The 18,040-nt window shown below is 71.8% G+C and carries 19 protein-coding genes; 11 read left to right on the top strand and 8 right to left on the bottom strand.

Features of this window, described 5'->3' with window-relative positions:
- Positions 1 to 42 precede the first annotated feature (42 nt).
- The 7 genes from HAV40_RS06500 to HAV40_RS37935 all read left to right on the top strand — a co-directional run bounded on the left by HAV40_RS06500 (position 43) and on the right by HAV40_RS37935 (position 7,273).
- On the top strand, positions 43 to 378 hold the full coding sequence (locus HAV40_RS06500) for an STAS domain-containing protein (protein WP_166379821.1): 336 nt from the start codon (positions 43 to 45) through the stop codon (positions 376 to 378).
- 118 nt (positions 379 to 496) lie between these two features.
- A complete protein-coding gene (locus tag HAV40_RS06495) occupies positions 497 to 1,444 on the top strand; it encodes an anti-sigma factor RsbA family regulatory protein (RefSeq protein WP_166379820.1) in 948 nt (315 codons plus the stop codon).
- 213 nt (positions 1,445 to 1,657) lie between these two features.
- Positions 1,658 to 3,319, top strand: coding sequence for a hypothetical protein (locus HAV40_RS06490; protein WP_166379819.1), 1,662 nt, complete (start codon positions 1,658 to 1,660; stop codon positions 3,317 to 3,319).
- A gap of 30 nt (positions 3,320 to 3,349) precedes the next feature.
- Positions 3,350 to 4,264 (top strand): KPN_02809 family neutral zinc metallopeptidase, encoded by a 915-nt coding sequence (ypfJ, locus tag HAV40_RS06485; RefSeq protein WP_166379818.1) that lies wholly within the window; start codon positions 3,350 to 3,352, stop codon positions 4,262 to 4,264.
- A gap of 113 nt (positions 4,265 to 4,377) precedes the next feature.
- Positions 4,378 to 5,637, top strand: a complete 1,260-nt coding sequence (locus tag HAV40_RS06480; RefSeq protein ID WP_166379817.1) for a Gfo/Idh/MocA family protein — start codon at positions 4,378 to 4,380, stop codon at positions 5,635 to 5,637.
- A gap of 101 nt (positions 5,638 to 5,738) precedes the next feature.
- Positions 5,739 to 6,713 (top strand): AraC family transcriptional regulator, encoded by a 975-nt coding sequence (locus HAV40_RS37940; RefSeq protein ID WP_203671463.1) that lies wholly within the window; start codon positions 5,739 to 5,741, stop codon positions 6,711 to 6,713.
- Positions 6,714 to 6,775: 62 nt separating this feature from the next.
- Positions 6,776 to 7,273 carry a hypothetical protein gene (locus tag HAV40_RS37935; RefSeq protein ID WP_203671459.1) on the top strand — a complete coding sequence of 166 codons (498 nt, stop codon included), beginning with the start codon at positions 6,776 to 6,778 and terminating at the stop codon, positions 7,271 to 7,273.
- Positions 7,274 to 7,278: 5 nt separating this feature from the next.
- Here HAV40_RS37935 and HAV40_RS06465 read toward each other — a convergent pair whose 3' ends face one another.
- Positions 7,279 to 8,304 carry a DUF695 domain-containing protein gene (locus HAV40_RS06465; RefSeq protein ID WP_166379816.1) on the bottom strand — a complete coding sequence of 342 codons (1,026 nt, stop codon included), beginning with the start codon at positions 8,302 to 8,304 and terminating at the stop codon, positions 7,279 to 7,281.
- Positions 8,305 to 8,440: 136 nt separating this feature from the next.
- Between HAV40_RS06465 and HAV40_RS06460 the strand changes: the two genes are divergently transcribed.
- Entirely contained in the window at positions 8,441 to 9,271 is an 831-nt protein-coding gene (locus HAV40_RS06460; RefSeq protein ID WP_166379815.1) for an alpha/beta hydrolase family protein, read from the top strand.
- Positions 9,272 to 9,301: 30 nt separating this feature from the next.
- Here HAV40_RS06460 and HAV40_RS06455 read toward each other — a convergent pair whose 3' ends face one another.
- The 5 genes from HAV40_RS06455 to HAV40_RS06435 all read right to left on the bottom strand — a co-directional run bounded on the left by HAV40_RS06455 (position 9,302) and on the right by HAV40_RS06435 (position 12,775).
- On the bottom strand, positions 9,302 to 10,183 hold the full coding sequence (locus HAV40_RS06455; RefSeq protein WP_239086422.1) for a helix-turn-helix domain-containing protein: 882 nt from the start codon (positions 10,181 to 10,183) through the stop codon (positions 9,302 to 9,304).
- Positions 10,184 to 10,201: 18 nt separating this feature from the next.
- Positions 10,202 to 10,732 (bottom strand): DUF6879 family protein, encoded by a 531-nt coding sequence (locus HAV40_RS06450; protein WP_166379813.1) that lies wholly within the window; start codon positions 10,730 to 10,732, stop codon positions 10,202 to 10,204.
- Position 10,733: 1 nt separating this feature from the next.
- Positions 10,734 to 10,943 (bottom strand): hypothetical protein, encoded by a 210-nt coding sequence (locus tag HAV40_RS06445; protein ID WP_166379812.1) that lies wholly within the window; start codon positions 10,941 to 10,943, stop codon positions 10,734 to 10,736.
- Between the two features lie 611 nt (positions 10,944 to 11,554).
- A complete protein-coding gene (locus tag HAV40_RS06440) occupies positions 11,555 to 12,004 on the bottom strand; it encodes a GNAT family N-acetyltransferase (protein WP_166379811.1) in 450 nt (149 codons plus the stop codon).
- A gap of 99 nt (positions 12,005 to 12,103) precedes the next feature.
- Positions 12,104 to 12,775, bottom strand: a complete 672-nt coding sequence (locus HAV40_RS06435; protein ID WP_166379810.1) for a hypothetical protein — start codon at positions 12,773 to 12,775, stop codon at positions 12,104 to 12,106.
- Positions 12,776 to 12,924: 149 nt separating this feature from the next.
- Here HAV40_RS06435 and HAV40_RS06430 point away from each other — a divergent pair, with 149 nt between their 5' ends.
- The 3 genes from HAV40_RS06430 (at position 12,925) to nhaA (ending at position 16,870) form a co-directional block, all read left to right on the top strand.
- Positions 12,925 to 13,356: a protein-tyrosine phosphatase family protein gene (locus HAV40_RS06430; RefSeq protein ID WP_166379809.1), complete on the top strand. Its 432-nt coding sequence runs from the start codon at positions 12,925 to 12,927 to the stop codon at positions 13,354 to 13,356.
- 77 nt (positions 13,357 to 13,433) lie between these two features.
- Complete coding sequence (ggt, locus tag HAV40_RS06425) at positions 13,434 to 15,245, top strand: gamma-glutamyltransferase (protein ID WP_166379808.1); 1,812 nt, start codon at positions 13,434 to 13,436, stop codon at positions 15,243 to 15,245.
- Between the two features lie 218 nt (positions 15,246 to 15,463).
- Complete coding sequence (gene nhaA, locus HAV40_RS06420; RefSeq protein ID WP_203671457.1) at positions 15,464 to 16,870, top strand: Na+/H+ antiporter NhaA; 1,407 nt, start codon at positions 15,464 to 15,466, stop codon at positions 16,868 to 16,870.
- A 4-nt stretch (positions 16,871 to 16,874) separates the two neighbouring features.
- Here the strand turns inward: nhaA and HAV40_RS06415 are convergent, their stop codons facing one another.
- The gene (locus HAV40_RS06415; RefSeq protein WP_166379807.1) at positions 16,875 to 17,378 is read right to left on the bottom strand and encodes a DsbA family protein; all 504 of its coding nucleotides are present in this window, start codon (positions 17,376 to 17,378) and stop codon (positions 16,875 to 16,877) included.
- A gap of 26 nt (positions 17,379 to 17,404) precedes the next feature.
- Complete coding sequence (locus HAV40_RS06410) at positions 17,405 to 17,980, bottom strand: GerMN domain-containing protein (protein WP_166379806.1); 576 nt, start codon at positions 17,978 to 17,980, stop codon at positions 17,405 to 17,407.
- Positions 17,981 to 18,040: the final 60 nt, after the last annotated feature.

Genomic DNA, 18,040 nt, shown 5'->3' with positions numbered 1-18,040 from the left:
GGCAGGAGCGCCCCGCCGGTAAGGTGTGCTACAAACTTTCGCGTGAGCGTGCCACCACCCCAGCTGAGCCACCACGTCCTCGCCACCGGCGGCGTGGTGCGCGTGGCGCTGGCCGGTGAGGTCGACCTGGCCGTCGCCGACGACCTGCTCGGCTGGCTGGCCACGGCGGCGGCCGAGCACCCGGGTCTGGCCGTCGAGGTGGACATGACCGAGGTGACCTTCATCGACTCGTCCGGTATCAGGGCGTTCGTCCGGGCCCGTAACGACGCGGTCAGCGCGGGACGCGGCCTGCGCCTGGTCAACACGGCCGGGATGGCGCTGCGGGTGCTGCAGGTCGCCGGGGTCTACGCGCACCTGTGCGGCGAACCGCTCAGCTGAGGCCGTTCCCCCTGGTGGGCGAACCGGAAGCAGGCTCACATGCCTGTGCTAGGTTGGGCGCACGCGTCATGGGTACGTGCCTGACGTGCAGGGAGTCGAGCATGTGGAAGCAGGGGCCGTGAGAACGGGCGCGGCGGCAGACCACCGCGGCTTCTTCCACGAGACTGCCTTCTACGCCTCCGACGACGAGTTCCTCTCCGTCGTCGTGCCCTTCCTCGCCGACGGCGTCGCCGCGAGCGAGCCCACGCTGGCCGTGTTCGACGAGCCCCGGGAACGCCTGGTCCGCGACGCGATGGGCCGCGACAGTGGCGTGACCTTCGTCCGGGGCGACGACCAGTACCGCCGCCCGGCGCTGGCGATCAAGCGCTACCGCGAGCTGATGACCTCGTACGTCGCGGCCGGGGCGGCCCAGATCCGGGTCACCGGCGACGTGCCGCATCCGGGCACGGGCGTGCCGTGGGAGTGGTGGGCGCGCTACGAGGCCGCCGTGAACCACGCGTACGACGACTTCCCGATGTGGGGGCTGTGCCCGTACGACACCCGGACCGCGCCCGACGACGTGCTCGACCACGTACGGCGTACCCACGCGCACATCGCGACGCCGCGGGGCCACCACGCCAACCTCGCCTACGGCGACCCGTCCGCGGCGGTCGCCGGGGTCGCGTCCTGGCGTGACCCGCTGGAGGACACCGCGCCCGCGATCGAACTGGGCGACCCGACGACCGCGCAGGCCCGCGGGGCGCTCGCGGCCGTGCAGGCGACCGCGGCCCTGGCCGAGGACGATCTCAGCGGCCTGATGCTGGCGACCACCGAGACGGTCACCAACGCGCTGCTGTACGGCGGCCCGCCGGTGCGGCTGCGGCTGTGGGCGTCCCCGGGCCGCATCGTGGTGACCGTGACCGATGGCGGCACCGGCCCGGCGGACCCGTTCGTCGGGCTGATGCCCGGCCGCGCCCCCGGCGGGTGGGGCATGTGGCTGGCCCACCAGGTCTGCGCGTACGTCTCCCTGCAGCGCGAGCCCGGCGCCTTCACGGTCCGGCTGCTCGGCGGAGCACTGCCTCACTGAGCAGCGTGGCTGCGCGTGGCGCCCGCACGTGAGCAGCGCCGCTGCTCGTGGTGCGGCGGGGCGGGGGACGCTCGCCCGTGCGGCTGGTGCTCGGCGGCGGGCTGGGCGACAATCTTGCGGTGGGCAATCCCGTCGATCCGGGCGACGCGGTTCCCGCACGCCGGGGGCCTGGCGCTGACCGGCCCGCCCGTTCCCATACCTCAGGAGCAGTTCGTGTCCGATGTCGACGTCGAGCCGGTGACCGCGAGCCCGGACGACGCCCCAGAGCCCGCCGCCCCGCCTGCCGCCCCGTGGTGGCGCGAGCGGCTGCCGCACCTGCTGCTGGGTGCCCTGCTGCTGGTGATGGCCTGGTTCACCGTCGCGCAGGGCCGCTTCCACGGCCGCACCTACGACGAGTACATGCAGGACGACTACGGCGCCCGGGTGCTGAAGTTCTACCTGTCCGGCACCGCCGACCGCTCGTTCCTCGACTTCCCGGACTACATCTACATGCCCCAGCACGGCGCCGGGTTCGAGCTGATCGTGGCGTTCTTCCAGCACCTGTCAGGTGAGATCTGGACCACACGCACCATCGTCTGCGGGTTGTTCGGCGTGCTCGGCATGCTGGTCACCGCGCTGGCGGCGCGCGAGCTGGCCGGGCGCGGGCGGCTCGGCGCGTGGGCGGGCCTGGCCGCCGCCGTCGGGCTGGCGCTGTACCCCCGCTACACCGGCCAGATGATGAACAACTCCAAGGACATCCCGCTGGCCGCGGCGATGGTGCTGGTGCTGTGGCTGGTGCTGCGGCTGATGCGCCGCTGGTCCGAGCCGAACCGCCGGTTCGAGGTGCTGGAGCTGGCCGGGATCGGCGCGGCGATCGGCTTCGCCGGTTCGATCCGGGTCAACGCGCTGCTCTGGTTCGGGCTGCTGGGGCTGGTCGGCCTCGGGTTCTGGGTCCGGCGCGGCCACCGGCTGCGCGGGCGCGAGCTGCGTACCGAGCTGACCAACCAGCTCACCGCGATTCTCGCCATCGGCACCACGGCATACCTGGTGATGTCGCTGTTCTGGCCGTTCCTGCTGACCAACCCGACCGACGGCCTGATGTCGTCGGTCGAGTCGATGGCGAAGTACGACTGGGACAACGAGATCCTGTTCGGCGGCGAGATGGTCCGGTCCACCCAGCTGCCCTGGTACTACGCCCCCTGGTGGCTGGTCATCGGCTCGCCGCTGCCCGTGGTCGCGCTGACCGTGGCCGCCGCGGTCGCCGCCGTCGTGGCGCTGGTCCGGCGGCAGCGGCTGGACGGGCGGATGCTGCTCGTCGGGGCGTACATCCTGCTGCCGCTCGCGCTGATCATCGGCGCGCACTCGACGCTGTACAACAGCCTGCGCCAGTTCCTGTTCGTCGCGCCCGGCATGATCGTGCTCGCGGCGGTGCTGCTGGTGCGCTGGGCCCGGGAGTCGTTCGACTCCGGGCGCACGGCGCTGGCCTGGGCGCTCATCGGCGCGGCCGTGCTCGGCCAGGGCGAGGCCCTGTACGCCTCCGCCCGCATCTACCCGTACGAGTACTCCTACTTCAGCCCGCTCGTCGGCGGCTACGCCTCGGCCCGCCACGACTACGAGAGCACCTACTACGGCTCCTGCACCCGCGCCGCGGCCGTCTGGCTGGGGGAGAACTACCGGCAGTTCACCGACGACGCCGCCCCGACGTTCCGCGACGAGCACCAGTGGAACTCGCTGGCCGAGGTCGACCTGCCGGACAACTTCGCCTCCGTCGGCGACGGCGACCCGTTCTTCCGGATCACCACGAAGGAGGCCGGTCCCGGCTACCGGGAGGTGCACGCGGTCGTGGTCGAGGGCGAGCCGGTGTGCCGGGTATCGATGAAGGAGTTCAGCGGTTAACGGGTGACCGGCGCGGGGTATCGCCGCGCCATGACCCTCAATGAGAACGCGGACATCGATACCAGCCAGGTGACCGACGCCCGGGGATCCGGGGGCGGTCGCGTCGGCGGCGGCGGGCTCGGCGGCATCCCGATCCCGATGGGCGGCGGCATCGTCGGCACGCTCATCGTGATCGGGCTGGCGCTGGTCGGCACGTTCCTCGGCCCGCAGATGTTCGGCGGCGGCGACGACGGCGGTCCGGGCGTGAACGAGACCTGCTCGACGGCGAACCCGGACCGCCTGGACAAGGCCGAGTGCCGCAACGCTCTCTACATCAACTCCATCCAGGCGTACTGGCGCGACGCGCTGCCGCAGACGTTCGGCAAGCCCTACGAGCAGACCGACACGGTGTTCTTCTCGCAGTCCGTGAACACCGCCTGCGGCGCGGCCGACAGTGGCGTCGGCCCGTTCTACTGCCCGCCGGACAAGCTGGTGTACATCGACCTGTCGTTCTACGAGGAGCTGGCCACCCGCTTCGGCGCCGACGGCCAGTTCGCCCAGCCGTACGTGCTGGCCCACGAGTACGGCCACCACCTGCAGAACCTGCTCGGCATCTCGGCCGACGTGCAGCGCCAGTCCGAGCGTGACCCGTCCGGCGCGAACGCGCTGTCGGTGAAGCTGGAACTGCAGGCCGACTGCCTGGCCGGGGTGTGGGCCAAGCACGCCACCGAGACCAAGGACGCCAAGGGCACCGCGATCTTCAAGTCGGTCACTCAGCAGGACATCGACCAGGCCCTCGAAGCGGCCGCCGCGATCGGCGACGACAAGATCCAGGAGAAGTCGGGCAGCCCGATCGACGAGTCGAAGTTCACCCACGGCACCGCCAAGCAGCGCAAAGACTGGTTCAACAACGGCTTCAGCAGCGGCGACGGCCGCCAGTGCGACACCTTCAGCAAGGGCGTCTGAGCGCGTCACCACAGCCGTGGCGGGGTCCGGACCGGGCCCCGCCACACTCTTGCCCTGCGGAGTAACCGGTTCCTATAGTGGCCGGGAACTGATCTTCGGGCGGGAGGCTCATCGTGGACCCTGTGCGGCTGGCGCTGATCGGCGCGGGTGACCGCGGCAACGCGTACGCCCGATGGGCCCTGGCTCATCCCGGCCGGGCGCGGTTCGTCGCCGTCGCCGAACCCGACCCGGACCGGCGCGCCCGCTTCTCCGCCGCCCACGGCATCGATCCCGCCGACCAGCACGACGACTGGCGGGCGCTGCTGGCCGACGGCGACCTGGCCGCCGACGCGGTCGTCATCGCGACCCAGGACGCCGGGCACGCCGACCCGGCCGTCGCCGCCGCCGCGCGCGGCCTGCACATCATGCTGGAGAAGCCGCTCGCGCCCACCCCGCAGGAGTGCGTGCGCATCGTCGACGCGGTCCGCGACGCGGGCGTCATGCTCGCCGTCTGCCACGTGCTGCGGTACGCGCCGTACACCCGGCTGGTCAAGCACCTGATCGACAGCGGCGCGATCGGTGACGTGGTGTCCGTGCAGCACCACGAGCCCGTCGGCTTCTGGCACCAGGCGCACTCGTTCGTGCGCGGCAACTGGCGGCGTGAGGACCTGTCCAGCTTCATGCTGCTGGCCAAGAGCTGCCACGACATGGACTGGCTGCAGCACGTCGTCGGCCGCGACATCGCCCGCGTGTCCAGCTTCGGCGGCCTGCGCCACTTCCGCCCCGAAAACCGCCCCGCCGCGGCCGCCGACCGCTGCCTGGACTGCGCCGTCGAACCCGACTGCCCGTACTCGGCCCCGCGCCTCTACCGCGACCGGCTCGCCCGCGGCGAGCACGGCTGGCCGCTGTCGGTGGTCACTCCCGTCTTCACCGAACAGGCCCTGACCGCCGCGCTGCGCGAAGGACCCTACGGCCGCTGCGTGTACGCCTGCGACAACGACGTCGTCGACCACCAGGTCGTCGCGATGGAGTTCGACGGCGGCGTCACCGCGAGCTTCACCATGAACGCGTTCAACACCGGCGGCCACCGCCGCACCCGCGTCTTCGGCACCCGCGGCGAACTCGTCTGCGACGCCGTCAGTGTCACCGTGCACGACTTCACCACCGGCACCGCGACCAGCCACGACCCCGCGACCGCCGGTGGCGCGGACGCCGCGGGCGGGCACGGCGGCGGCGACGCCGGGCTGATGGACGCCTTCACCGCCGCCGTCGCCACCGGCGACCCGTCCCGGATCCTGTCCGGCCCCGCGCAGACCCTCAACTCGCACCTGGCCACGTTCGCCGCCGAGCAGGCCCGGCACGAGGGGACCGTCGTCACCGTCGCCCGGCCGTGAACCCGTCTCGCGTCCGGCGGCCCGGCAACACCAGGTCCCCGGCAGCGTCGTTTGCTGGTTAGGCGACCGGCACCGGACGGCCGCCACCGGGGATGGGTGACATGGCTGAGGGTGTGGCGCTGCGCGTACGCGCACGCGAGTTCACGACCGGCGACGTGGAGGTCGCCCACGAGGTCCTGCGCGACTCGTACGTCGAACACCGGCACCGGCTGTTCGGCGGCGCGCAGGAGTTCCAGTTCCGCCAGCACATGGTCGTCGCCGGCGAGCTGGGCATGGACAGCGTGCGGCACAGCGCGGCCGTCGAGACGGTCACCGACCCGCTGCCGTACCTGATGTTCGTCGTCTCGCTCAACACCGACGTGACCGTACGGGCCGGGCGCGACGAGCTGCGCCCCATGCGCGGCGAGGCGTTCCTCTACCCCGTCGGCGTGCCGCTGACCGTACGCTGGAACGACCTCGACCTGCGCCTGCTGCGCCTGCCCGTCGACCGGGTCGCCCGCGTCGCCGCCCGCGCCGGCATCGCCCTGGCCGACTTCCGCTTCGACGGCATGACCCCGGTGTCCGCCGAGGCGGGCCGCCACTGGCGCGACACCATGGCGTACCTGTTCCACACCCTCAACGCCGCCGACACGCCCCTGGCCAACCCGCTCGTGCACGCCGCCGCGATCGACCTCGCCGCGACGGCCGCCATCGCGACCTTCCCGAACACGGCCACCGCCACCGGCTACGTCGGCGAACCCGGCCGGGTCGCCCCCGCCGCGCTGCGCCGCGCCGTCGCTTTCATCGACGCGCACGCCCACGAGCCGGTCACCGTCGAGGACATCGCCGAAGCCGCCGGGATCTCCTCCCGGGGCCTGCAGGCCGCGTTCGCCCGGCACGCCGACAGCACCCCCATGGCGTACCTGCGCCGGGTACGCCTGTCCCGCGCCCACCGCGACCTGCAGAACGCCGACCCGACCCGCGGCGACACCGTCGCCGCCGTCGCCCGCCGCTGGGGTTTCACCAGCCTGAGCCGCTTCGCCGCCGTCTACCGCGACGAGTACGGCCGCTCACCCCGCCAGACCCTGCGCACCTGAGGCATCCGATAAGGGCGCGCGGCGCCGGGCACGCGGCGCTACCGTCGTCGGCGGAGGTGGCCATGGACGCCGAACAGCCCGCGGATCGCGAGCGGTGGGCAGGCCACGCCCTGCCCGGGTGGATCGTGCTCGGCTCCGGCGAGACCGGGGAAGAGGCATGGGCGCGGGCCACCAGCACCCTCACCGCGATGCGCATCGCCACCCCGGTCGTGGCGGGCCGCCCCGTCGGCGGCAGGATCATCGGGCTGCCCGGCTACATCCGCATCGACTTGCTCTGCGGGCGTGGCACGGGCACCACCCGGATCTCGGTCCTCTCCGACGACCTGGCCCAGGCCGCCCGGCTGGTACGCGGCACTGTTCGCGTCTGGCACCCCAATGAGGGCTGGGGCGTGCTGGACGCCCCGGAGACGCCCGGCGGCTGCTGGGTCCACTTCCGCCACCTCGGGCTGCGCGGATACGGCTACCTGGAGCCGGGCACCGCCGTCGACTTCGCGTGGGAGGCCGCCGAGCAGGACGGCTTCGCCTACCGGGCGCTGGTCGTCGCGTACGCCCAGGACTGATCACGTCACGGGCGCAGGTGCCGCACGCCCGCCCAGTCGTGATCCGTGCTGACCTTGACCTTCACCCGGCCCCTCGACCAGCCCTTCGTCAGCTTCTCGACGGGGTCGGCGGAGAACCGGGCCGAGTCGGCGTACACGTGGAAGGTCCGCATGCCCTCGCTGGTCTCATGCGCGATCAGCTCGGCGTCGGCCAGCAGCTCGCGCAGCCGGTCCTCGAAGTCGCGCAGCGCGGTCAGCGAGTCCGCGTCGGGCATGCCGTTGTCGCGGCCACGGAAGGCCAGGGTGACCGCGACGTGCGTGTCCAGCGCGGGCCAGCGGGCGGGCTTCAGCGGCCGCTGGGCCGAGGCGAGGTGCGGGACCTCGGCGTCGGGGCCGTTGCCCATCAGCACCCACGTCTCCTCGCGGTACTGGTCGGCCAGCTCCGCCACCGCCGTGGCCAGCTCCTGCGGCGTCCGTGCCCCGTCCGAGGGTGCTGCGGTGATGTCCACGCCGCCGATCCAGATCTCGACGGCGTCCTCGCCCAGCAGCCAGGCCAGCGACAGGAACGCCACCCGGGCCCGCTGCTCGTCGGTCATCGCGGCGAAGGCCGGGTGGAAGACCACGACGTCGTACTCGCTGCGTGGCTCGTCGAGGGTGAAGGCGTAACGCAGCTCGGCCAGCGCCACCCGGTGGCCGTCCGCCTCGAAGGTCGCCTCGAACATCTCCGGCTCGGCCTGCCGGACGTCGTGGAACTCCCAGGTCTCGTCGGCCCGGGGCGCGGCCTGCCGCCAGCGGTAGGCCAGCGCGCGCAGCGCCATGTCCCCGGCCGCGCTGACGATGAACGCGTGCTCGGCGACCCGGCCCCTGCTGAACTCCCACTCCAGCTCAGGATGGATGTCGTTGACCCGGTTCGACAGGTCGGCGACCAGGTCCTCGGGGAAGTCGCGGGCGGCGATGGCGGCCTCGGACCGGGCCCGCAGCTGCGGCCACGCCGACCAGAACGCGACGATCGCCGCGGAGCCGTCGGGACGCCGCTTCCGGGAGAAGATCATGGTGCGGGAGCATAACGGCAGGCGGGGCAGGGCGGAAGGCCGCAGTTTCGGCGTTGAGCGCCGTAGCGGGGCAACCTCGGCCGGGGGTCGGCGCGTACTCCCTTGCGGGACGCCATACGACGACGGGGAGAGCGCCTTGCGCCGCCGGACTGCGATCATCGCTGCGGGACTGTTGCTGCTGGCCGGATGCGGTTCGCCGACATCGGAGCAGGAGACCGCGCCGTCGTCGGTGGTGCGCATCGACTTCGCCCGGGGCGCGGACCGGCCGCTGCCGACCGAGGTGCACCTGCCGCCGGGGCGGGGCAGGCATCCGCTGGTGGTGTTCGTGCACGGGTACACCTGTCACGTGTCGGAGTACGCGGACCTGATCGCCAACTGGGTGGTGGCCGGGTTCGCGGTGGCCGCGCCGACGTTTCCGTACACGAACGGGGCGGCGGCGAAACTCGACGTGATGGACCTGCTCAACCAGCCGCAGGACGTGACGGCGGTGCTCGACGGGCTGCTGGCGCGAGCGGCGAAGGCAGGCGATCCGCTGTACGGGCGGATCGACGCTGACCGGATCGCGGCGGGTGGGCACTCGCTGGGCGGGATGACGACGGTCGGGGCGCTGGGGAAGTGGCGCGACCCTCGACTGAAGGCCGGGATCGTGCTCGCGGGCAGCGCTCGGGAGGTGGGTGCGGAGTTCCGGGGCGAACCGGCCGCGATGCTGTTCATCCACGGCACGGGCGACCAGGTCGTGACGATCGACCAGGGGCGTGCGGCGTATGACGCCGTGCCCTGGCCGAAGGCGTTCCTGACGCTGCCGTCGGGCACCCACCGCAACCCGTTCATGTCCCCGGCCGACCCGGACTTCGAGGTGGTCGCCGAGTCCACCACGGACTTCCTCCGCTGGCGCCTCAACGGCGACGCCGACGCCCGCGTGCGCCTGGCGGCGATCGGAACCCGCTTCGAGGACGGCCTTGGCTGAGGGGAGCGCCACGAGTGGTCTTGAAAACCATCAGGGTCGCGACTTCTTCGTGGGGTTGGCCGAATGCCTACTCTTAAGGCGAAGGTCGGTCGCTGCCCGAGTGACGATCTCGGCAGCTTGGTCGCCGGTCAGCGCCTCCGCCAGCAGGTCGTCCATGGCGGCTGCGTAAGTCGCTGCCTCCTCGCCCTCGTACACGGTCTCGCCACTGATCGTCTCGACGACCGCAAGATCGTCTAGTAGCAGGAACCCGTGCTGAGGAGTGGTTCGAAGCTGCACACCGAACGGGATGACGCCGAACTGCACGTGGCTCATGCCGCCAGCGGCGATCACGGCGAGCCGGTCGAGCTGGGCGAGCATGTCCGACAGCGGGCACAGCAGGATCCGCAGCGCGGCTTCGGTCACCACGAACGTGAACGACTTGGCGGTGTCGTAGAGCACCTGCTGGCGGTGCAGCCGACTCGCCACGGCGGCGTCGATCTCGCCAGCGTCGGTTTTGTAGAAGCGGGCGTTCTCCTCGATGCGGGCGCGCGCATATCCGGGCACCTGTAGCAGGCCGGGGACCAGAACAGTCTCCGCGTTGCGGATGACCCTCGCGGCGCGAGCCAGCTCGTCGTGGTCACGTTGCACCGCGACCTGGCCGAGCCGCATCCGCATGCGGAACTCGCGATGCACGCCGAGCGCTTCGGCGAGCTGAGCACGCAGTTCGGCTGTTGCGGATAGCTGGCCGCACGCGCGAGCCCAGACCGCGAGATCATCGTCCGTCGGCAGCTGGTGGCCGTTCTCTAGCTTGCTGACCTTGGACTGGGTCCAGCCAGCGTCAACGGCGAGCCGGTCACCGGTGAGCGCAGCGGCCCTGCGCATCTGGCGCAACCGGGTAGCAAGCCCGCCCGGCTGGGTGAGCCATTCCTGCATGGACTTCACGGATCTGCCTTAATGGGCCGTGCCCTCGTCGAGAGCGCTGTGCTTGATTGCCAGGTCGCGCCAGGCCAGATGTTGTACCACGACAGCCGGATCGGTCACGACCGTGCCACCCAGCGGACGTCCGGTTTCGTCGAACCGCATGACCGCGACCCGCTCCTCGTCGAACAGCCACCAGTCTGCGGCGAGCGGAAGGCCGATCGATTCCGCGACGGCCCGCGACAGGTATCGGATGCGTTCACCGGCCTCCGTGTTCCACTGGCCCACCCAGCGCTCCCAGCGCTGATAGTCGGTCGGTGGTTCGTCGACGATGCGGACCCGCTCGACGCGGCGTCCCTCGGCGGTCACCTGCCGGATCTGGTCGAGCCACGTGGCCAGGTATGGCACGTCAGCGGGGTGCTGTGGGTGGCCGGTGAGGTAGCGCCGCAGGGTGTCCTGCTCGCCCGCCACGGTGTAGACCGGCTGAGTCTCCAACCGGAACGCCGACACGCGGTAATAACGCCACAGTGACTCGAAGTCCTCACCGGCCAGCACCTCGCTCATGTCACGCACCGGCCGCCGCGACGATCCCGGCGATGACGTCGGCAGGGATCTCCACTGCGGTCTCGTCGGAGCCGAGATCGCGTAGCTTCGCGGTGGTCTCGTCGTCGAGCTTCCAACCCTGCACGACGTAGGTGCCGCGGTCGGTGTGGTAGATCGAAGGACAGTTGCCGCCGGCCGAGTCGGCAGTCTTGCGGATGAACTGCAGTTCCATGATCCGTCCCCTCCCAGTTGGTCGGTGCCATCTCATGCTTGCATCGAAGAATCTTTCGCGCAATATTCGCGACCATATCGAATATTGGGCGGGTGCGGGCGATCGTTCCCGCCACAAGAGAATATTCTCAAATATTCTTGACAGGTGCGAGAGTGGTGGCGGACATTCGATGCATGGAAATCGTCTGTCTCTCGGCTGGGCTCATCGCGGGCATCGTCACCGGGCTCGTTGCCAAGAGCCGGGCCATGCACTGGTGCCAGGACTGCGGCGGCGCACTACCGCTGAGGCACCGTGCGGGCGAGGGTTGCCGTGTCGACCGCAGCGCAGAGATCATCGCCTACGCACGTGGGCAGGCTGCACGACCTGGCGTGAAGCCGTGAACCACCTAGGTGGCGCAACGGAGCCGGTGGGTGACGCGTACGCGGCGTGGCTGTGGCGCGACTACTACGCGCACACCGACGATCCCGCGGTCGGGCGGTGCAGGCGCTGCTGGCGGTCTCGGTGCTCGCGCTGGGCCGAAGCGCAGGCCTTGCTGGCGATGGCTGGTCTGCTCGAATGGGATCCGTTTCGCCAACGCCTGATCGCCACCGTGCGGCAAGACCAATGATGGATCAGAGGTCCAGCACACCGACGGTCTGGTCGCCGGACTGCTCGCCGGTCGGCTGGAAGCCGAGCTTCAGGTAGAACGGCTCGGGACCACCCGCGCGAGGTGCCCAGGTGACGAACATCCGCGCGCCGCCGCGGGCGCGGATCTCGTCGGCCACGGCCTCGACGGCGTACCTGCCGTAGCCCTTGCCCTGGGCGTCGGCCGCGATGTTCAGCCGCCACAGGCCGTAGCGCACGTCGTCGGGGTTGCCGCCCCATTCGTAGGCGAGGATGGCCATCACGAAGCCGACCAGCCGGTCGCCGTCGTAGATCAGCCTCGGCCAGGCGAGTTCCGGGAACACGTACGCCTCAGCCAGTGACTTGACCACCGGCGCGACCAGGTCCGCCTGGTCCGGGCACACGGTCAGCGCCAAAGCCGCCTCGTAGTTGTTCGGAGTGATCTCCACCAGTCGCATGGGGCGGACGATAGCGACCGGACGCCGAGGGAGCGACTGGATTCGGCGCGGTTCGCCGCGCACCATGCCGGTGCGCGGCGAACCGTGGGACTCAGCCCGTCACGGCCACTGGCCGACCGTCCCGGCGGGGACGAACCGGAACCGGGTCTTGGCGGCCGCGTTGCCCGCCTTGGCCAGCGACACCTTGCCGAGCTTGCTGACCTCGACCTGGTATCCGCCGACGACCAGGTCGAACGTCGTCGTGCTGCGGGCCACCAGGGTGACCTTCTGCGACTTCGCCGCCGCGTCGCAGGCGACAGCGGTCAGGACACCGGTCTTGATCCCGGCGCACAGCGGCTCGCCGCCGACGCGCAGCCGCGCGGTCTTGAGCAGGTACGTCGTCGCGCCCGGGGACAGCGGCGTGAGCATGAACTGCTCGCGGTCGCCGGTGTCGGCGCCGCTCGGGTAGGTGCCGATACGGTTGCTGGCGGTGACCGTCAGTGCCGGGTCCTCGACCCGGTCGACGGCGACCAGCAGGAACGCCTTGTCCGGTCCGGGGACGGTCAGCCGGGGTGCGGCGGCCGGGGCGGTGACCTTGCCGGACGAGTCCGTCGACTGCGCGGCCGCCGCCGTCGGCGACGACACGACCGACGACGCGGAGTCGGTCATCGCCACGTTCTGCAGGTCGTTCGGTGCGGCCTGCTGCTGCGGGGTCGAGCATCCGGCGGCCCCGGCGAGTATCACCAGGCCGAGCGAGCATCGCGCGATCCACCGCGCCTTCGTGTGCTGCATCTCTGTCATCCTTCCGCCGACGAGAGCGCTCCGTTCGGAGCGCTCCATTGACGCCCGACCCGGGCCGGTGGACGCATCGACGAAGCGATGTGGCACACCGCACACCGCGTCGCCGGAAGCGGCCGAGGATCGGCTGTTACGGTCGCGCGATGGCGGCGTGGGACGAGGGCGGGCAGGGTGTGCTGCGGCTGCCGTCGGGGCGGTGGGTGCGCGGGCGCGGGTTGCGCCGTCCGCTGCCGGTGGGGCAGGTTCCCGAGTTCGGGCTGTACCTGCTCGGCGGGCCGCCACCGGAGACGGCCTGGTCCGCGCGGTGGGTGCGCTGGCGGGACTTCTGGCTGCCGTCGGACCCGGCGGGGTTCCGGGACGAGTTGGTCGGGATGCTGCGCCGGGCCGGTGACGAGCGGGTCGAGGTCGCCTGCGGCGGCGGGATCGGGCGTACGGGCACCGCGCTGGCCTGCCTGGCCATCCTGGACGGGGTCCGGTCGGATGAGGCCGTGGCCTACGTCCGGTCCGGTTACCATCCGCGGGCGGTGGAGACGCCCTGGCAGCGGCGTTTCGTCGAGCGGTTCGGCGCGGGTTAGTCACGACTCGGCGTGCGCGCGGCGGTCTTCCGGCATACGGTGAAGACATTGACCTCATCCGATCCGGGAGGATCTTCATGAGATTGCGCCATCGCCGCGCGCTCGTCCTGATCGCCGTAACGACCCTGGCGTCGACCGCCGCGGCGCCCGTCCAGGCGAGCCCGCGCCCGCCGACCCCGGAGAAGGTCCCCGTGGCCACCGGGTATGGCGGCGCGGTCGCCACGGTGGACCTCGACGCCACCAAGGTGGGCCTGGAGGTGCTGCGCAAGGGCGGCAACGCGGTCGACGCGGCCGTCGCGGCGGCGGCGACGCTGGGCGTGACGGAGCCGTTCTCGGCGGGTATCGGCGGCGGCGGCTTCTTCGTCTACTACAGCGCCAAGGACCGGCGGGTGTACACCATCGACGGCCGGGAGGCCGCACCGATGACGATGGGGGAGACGGCGTTCGTCGACCCGGCGACCGGGCTGCCGTACGCGTTCCCGGAGGCGCGGGTCAGCGGTATCGCCGCAGGGGTGCCCGGCACGCTGGCGACCTGGGAGAAGGCGCTGCGCAAGTGGGGGACGGCCGACCTGGGCGACGCGCTGCGTCCGGCGGCGAAGGTGGCCGACCGCGGTTTCACCGTCGACAGCACGTTCCGCACCCAGATCAGCGACAATGCGGCGGCGTTCGGGCAGTTCTCGTCCACGAGCGAGCTGTACCTGCCGGGCGGGCTGCCGCCGGAGGCGGGCACCGTGTTCCGCAACCCGGACCTGGCCGACACGTACCGGCTGATCGCCAAGCAGGGCACGGGCGTGTTCTACCGGGGCGCGGTGGCCCGCGACATCGTCGACACCGTGCAGCACCCGCCGGTCGCCGACGTGCCGATCGGCACCTGGGCGTATCCGATCCGCCCCGGCACCATGGCGCTGTCCGACCTGGCCAGGTACCAGGTGCGTACGCCGTCCCCGACGCGGGTGTCCTACCGGGGCTATGACGTCTACGGCATGCCGACCCCGTCCAGCGGCGGCCAGGCCGTCGGCGAGGCGCTGAACATCCTGGAGCAGACCGACCTGAGCGCGCTCACCCGCACCGGGGCGCTGCACCAGTACCTGGAGGCCAGCGCGCTGGCGTTCGCCGACCGCAACCGGTTCGTCGGCGACAACACGCCCCGCCCGCTGCTGGAGCAGCTGCTGTCGGACGGGTTCGCCAAGGAGCGGGCCTGCCTGATCAACCCGGCGCAGGCGCTGGTCAAGCCGGTCGCCCCGGGTGAGCCGGACGGCGCGTACGGCGGCTGCGCGGCGGGCGCGCCGAGCCCGGCGGTGACCGAGGGCCAGTCGACGACGAACCTGACCGTCGCGGACCGGTGGGGCAACGTGGTCGAGTACACGCTGACCATCGAGCAGACCGGCGGCAACGGCATGGTCGTGCCCGGACGCGGGTTCCTGCTCAACAACGAGATGACCGACTTCAACTTCACCCCGACCCAGGGCAGCGCGGCCGACCCGAACCTGCCCGGTCCGGGCAAGCGGCCGCGCAGTTCGATGGCGCCGACGATCGTGCTCGCCGACGGCAGGCCGTTCCTCGCGGTCGGCACCCCCGGCGGCTCGACGATCATCACGACGGTGCTGCAGATCCTGGTGAACCGCCTCGACCTGGGCATGACCCTGCCGGAGGCGGTCGCCGCGGCCCGCGCGACCCAGCGCAACACGGCGGCGGTGCTCGGCGAGGCCGAGTTCGCCCCGGAGATCCCCGGCCTGACCGCGCTCGGCCACACCTTCGCGGCCAGCCCCGAGATCGGTGCCGCCACCGGCATCGAGTTCCTGAGCCACGGCCGCTTCCTCGCCGCGGCCGAACCCGTCCGCCGCGGCGGCGGCTCGGCCGGAGTCGTCTGGCCGGTCGCGGGCTCCTGATCGCGATTGCAGTTTCGGGGAAACTGCACCATCGGCCCACCCGATGGCTGCACTTTCCCCGAAACTGCGGCGCGCGGCTGCTGCCCGCGTAACGGGCGGCCGCCCGTTACGCGTGGGCGCGGGAGCGGGGTGCGTAGGACTGGTCCGGGAAAGTGGGCGGGCCGGTCGGGGTTGCGCGGGGATCATGGGTGGGTGACTGAGGGCGCGGGCGGGGTGCGGTGAGCGAGCCGAGTTCCGTGTCGCTGCCGCCGCGGCCCGGTCCCCGGCCGCGGGTGGCCATTCCGGTGCCGCACGTGTCGTATCCGCTGCAGCGGTTCCTGGCCACCGAGGCCGGCGGCGGCCTGCTGCTGCTGGTCGCGGCGGTGGCGGCGCTGATCTGGGCGAACCTGCCCGGCGACAGCTACGAGCAGTTCTGGCATACCAAGGCGTCGGTGTCGGTCGGCAACGCGGGGATCGACCTGGACCTGCGGCACTGGGTCAACGACCTGGCGATGGCGCTGTTCTTCCTCACCGTCGGGCTGGAGATCAGCCGAGAGCTGACCGTGGGGGAGCTGCGCCGCCCGAGGGCCGTGCTGGTGCCGGTGCTCGGCGCGATCGGCGGCCTGATCCTGCCAGCGCTGATCTACATCGCGTTCAACCCGTCGGCGCCCGCCCTGCACGGCTGGGGCATTCCCATCTCGACCGACACCGCGTTCCTGGTCGGCATCCTGGCGCTGTTCGGGCCGCGCTGCCCGGACCAGCTCCGGCTGTTCCTGCTGACCCTCGCCATCGCCGACGACATCGGCGCGATCGGCGTCATGGCGATCTTCTACAGCGAGGGCGTGTCCGCAACCGCGCTGGTGGCGGTGCTGGCGCTGACGCTGGTGCTGATCGGGCTGCGCTGGGCGCGGATCTGGCAGTTGCAGCCGTACGTCGTGGTGGGTCTGCTGCTGTGGGTGGCGGTGTTCGTGTCGGGGCTGCACCCGACACTCGCGGGGGTGATCGTCGGGCTGCTGGTCCCGGCCGCGCCGGTCGGGCCGGAGCAGGCCGAGCGGCTGCGCTTCTACGGCCGGGCGGTGCTGGAGCGGGCCGACGCGGTCCGGGCCCGGCTGGCCGCCGCGGCGGCGCGGGCCACGGTGCCGCCCAACGACCGGTTGCAGGACGCACTGCACCCGGTCAGCGCGTTCCTGGTGATTCCGGTGTTCGGCCTGGCCAACGCGGGGGTGCGGCTGGACGGCGAGACGCTGCGCCGGGCGCTGACCTCGCCGGTGACCATCGGCATCGTGGTGGCGCTGCTGGCGGGCAAGACCGTCGGCATCAGCCTCGGTGCGGCGCTGGCGCTGCGTACCGGCTGGGGCGAGCTGCCGGGCCGGGTGCGGTACGGGCACCTCATCGGCGGGGCGGTGCTGGCCGGTATCGGGTTCACCATCTCGCTGTTCATCGCCGACCTGGCCTTCAAGGATCCGCTGCTGCAGGCCGAGGCGAAGATCGGGGTGCTGGCGGGGTCGCTGCTGGCGGCGGTGCTCGGCTCGGTGGCGCTGCGCTGCCTGGGCGAGCGGCTGCCGCTGTGCACCGTCGACGACGACATGGAGATGCCCGAGCTGCCGACGGGCCCGTGGCGTGATCCGACGCTGAGTGATCGCTGACCGGTCAGTGGCGCATGCCCAGGGCGCTGCGCAGTGCGCCGAGTTCGACTTTGCCCTGGTAGAGGCGGCCGTCGGCGAACAGGGTCGGCGTGCCGCGTACGCCCATGGTGGTTCCGGAGCGGTAGTCGGTCTCCACGGCGGGCCGGAACTCCTGGACGGCCTCGCCGGTGACCGAGCCGACGCCGAGCATCTGTGCGTAGTTCTCCAGGTCAGGGTCGGTCAGCCGGCTCTGGTGGGCGAACAGCAGGTCGTGCATCTCCCAGAACTGCTCACCGGACGCCTCGGCGGCCAGCGCCGCGGTCAGCGCGAACGGGTGCACGGTGAACAGCGGGAAGTGCCGGTAGATCAGCCGCACCGTGCCGTCGCCGTCGTCGATGAGGCGGCGCAGCACGGGCGCGGCCGCGCCGCAGTACGGGCACTCGAAGTCGCCGTACTCCACGAGCGTGATCGGGGCGTCGACCGGCCCGTAGCAGTGCCGGTCGACGTCCACCGCGACGGACTCGGTCATTCCTGCAGCGTAGTTCGCTCCGGTGGTCAGCCGTTGGCGATCAGCGCGGCGTAGTCGGCGGCCCGCAGCGGCTCCTGGCTCAGCGAGGCGTCGGGCAGCGGCACGCCGATGCGTACGCCCTGGCGGGTGAAGAGCACGCCGAGGATGTCGGGACGGCTGGTCAGCGTACACACGATCTGGCCGAAGGCCAGCACGTCGTCGTTGCGCCCGTCGAGGCCCTCGGGCAGTTCGACGTACGCGGTGGCTTCGAGCAGCCGCACCGACGCGACGACGCCACGGCCGCCGAGCGCGGTGCTCATGCCCCGGTCCTGCTCCGCTTCGGTCGGCCCGGCGAGCAGGTCGGTGAGCAGCCGCTGCGGGTCGGGTTCGGTGGGCAGCCGCCGCTGCACGGCGACCAGCGAACCGTCGCGGACCAGGTACAGGCTCTCCGCGGCGGGGCCGGACGCGGCAGCCGACGGCGCACCCGTCGCGGCCCGGGTCGGCGCGGCGACGTCGACCGCGCGCGGACTGTCCTCAACGGGCACCCCACACCCCGCCACCACCCCCGCCACGACCGCCAGCACGCAGCCCCGCGCGAAGAACCCTGCCCGCCACCGGGGCATGATCGCTGTTTCAGGGCGGGAAGTGCGGTCGGAGCATGGGTTCTGACCCGAAACAGCGAT

Origin of the sequence: Catellatospora methionotrophica (assembly GCF_011297335.1) — a bacterium.
GTDB classification, from domain to species: Bacteria; Actinomycetota; Actinomycetes; order Mycobacteriales; family Micromonosporaceae; genus Catellatospora; species Catellatospora methionotrophica.
This window is presented reverse-complemented; position numbering and strand designations above follow the sequence as displayed.

Coding starts and splice junctions, on each gene's coding strand:
- HAV40_RS06455 (WP_239086422.1), bottom strand. CDS start 10,183: ATGCAGGAATGGCTCACCCAGCCGGGCGGGCTTGCTACCCGGTTGCGC.
- HAV40_RS06450 (WP_166379813.1), bottom strand. CDS start 10,732: ATGAGCGAGGTGCTGGCCGGTGAGGACTTCGAGTCACTGTGGCGTTAT.
- HAV40_RS06435 (WP_166379810.1), bottom strand. CDS start 12,775: ATGCAGCACACGAAGGCGCGGTGGATCGCGCGATGCTCGCTCGGCCTG.
- ypfJ (WP_166379818.1), top strand. CDS start 3,350: ATGACCCTCAATGAGAACGCGGACATCGATACCAGCCAGGTGACCGAC.
- HAV40_RS06410 (WP_166379806.1), bottom strand. CDS start 17,980: ATGCCCCGGTGGCGGGCAGGGTTCTTCGCGCGGGGCTGCGTGCTGGCG.
- HAV40_RS06440 (WP_166379811.1), bottom strand. CDS start 12,004: ATGCGACTGGTGGAGATCACTCCGAACAACTACGAGGCGGCTTTGGCG.
- HAV40_RS37935 (WP_203671459.1), top strand. CDS start 6,776: ATGGACGCCGAACAGCCCGCGGATCGCGAGCGGTGGGCAGGCCACGCC.
- HAV40_RS06415 (WP_166379807.1), bottom strand. CDS start 17,378: ATGACCGAGTCCGTCGCGGTGGACGTCGACCGGCACTGCTACGGGCCG.
- HAV40_RS06445 (WP_166379812.1), bottom strand. CDS start 10,943: ATGGAACTGCAGTTCATCCGCAAGACTGCCGACTCGGCCGGCGGCAAC.
- HAV40_RS06430 (WP_166379809.1), top strand. CDS start 12,925: ATGGCGGCGTGGGACGAGGGCGGGCAGGGTGTGCTGCGGCTGCCGTCG.
- ggt (WP_166379808.1), top strand. CDS start 13,434: ATGAGATTGCGCCATCGCCGCGCGCTCGTCCTGATCGCCGTAACGACC.
- HAV40_RS37940 (WP_203671463.1), top strand. CDS start 5,739: ATGGCTGAGGGTGTGGCGCTGCGCGTACGCGCACGCGAGTTCACGACC.
- HAV40_RS06465 (WP_166379816.1), bottom strand. CDS start 8,304: ATGATCTTCTCCCGGAAGCGGCGTCCCGACGGCTCCGCGGCGATCGTC.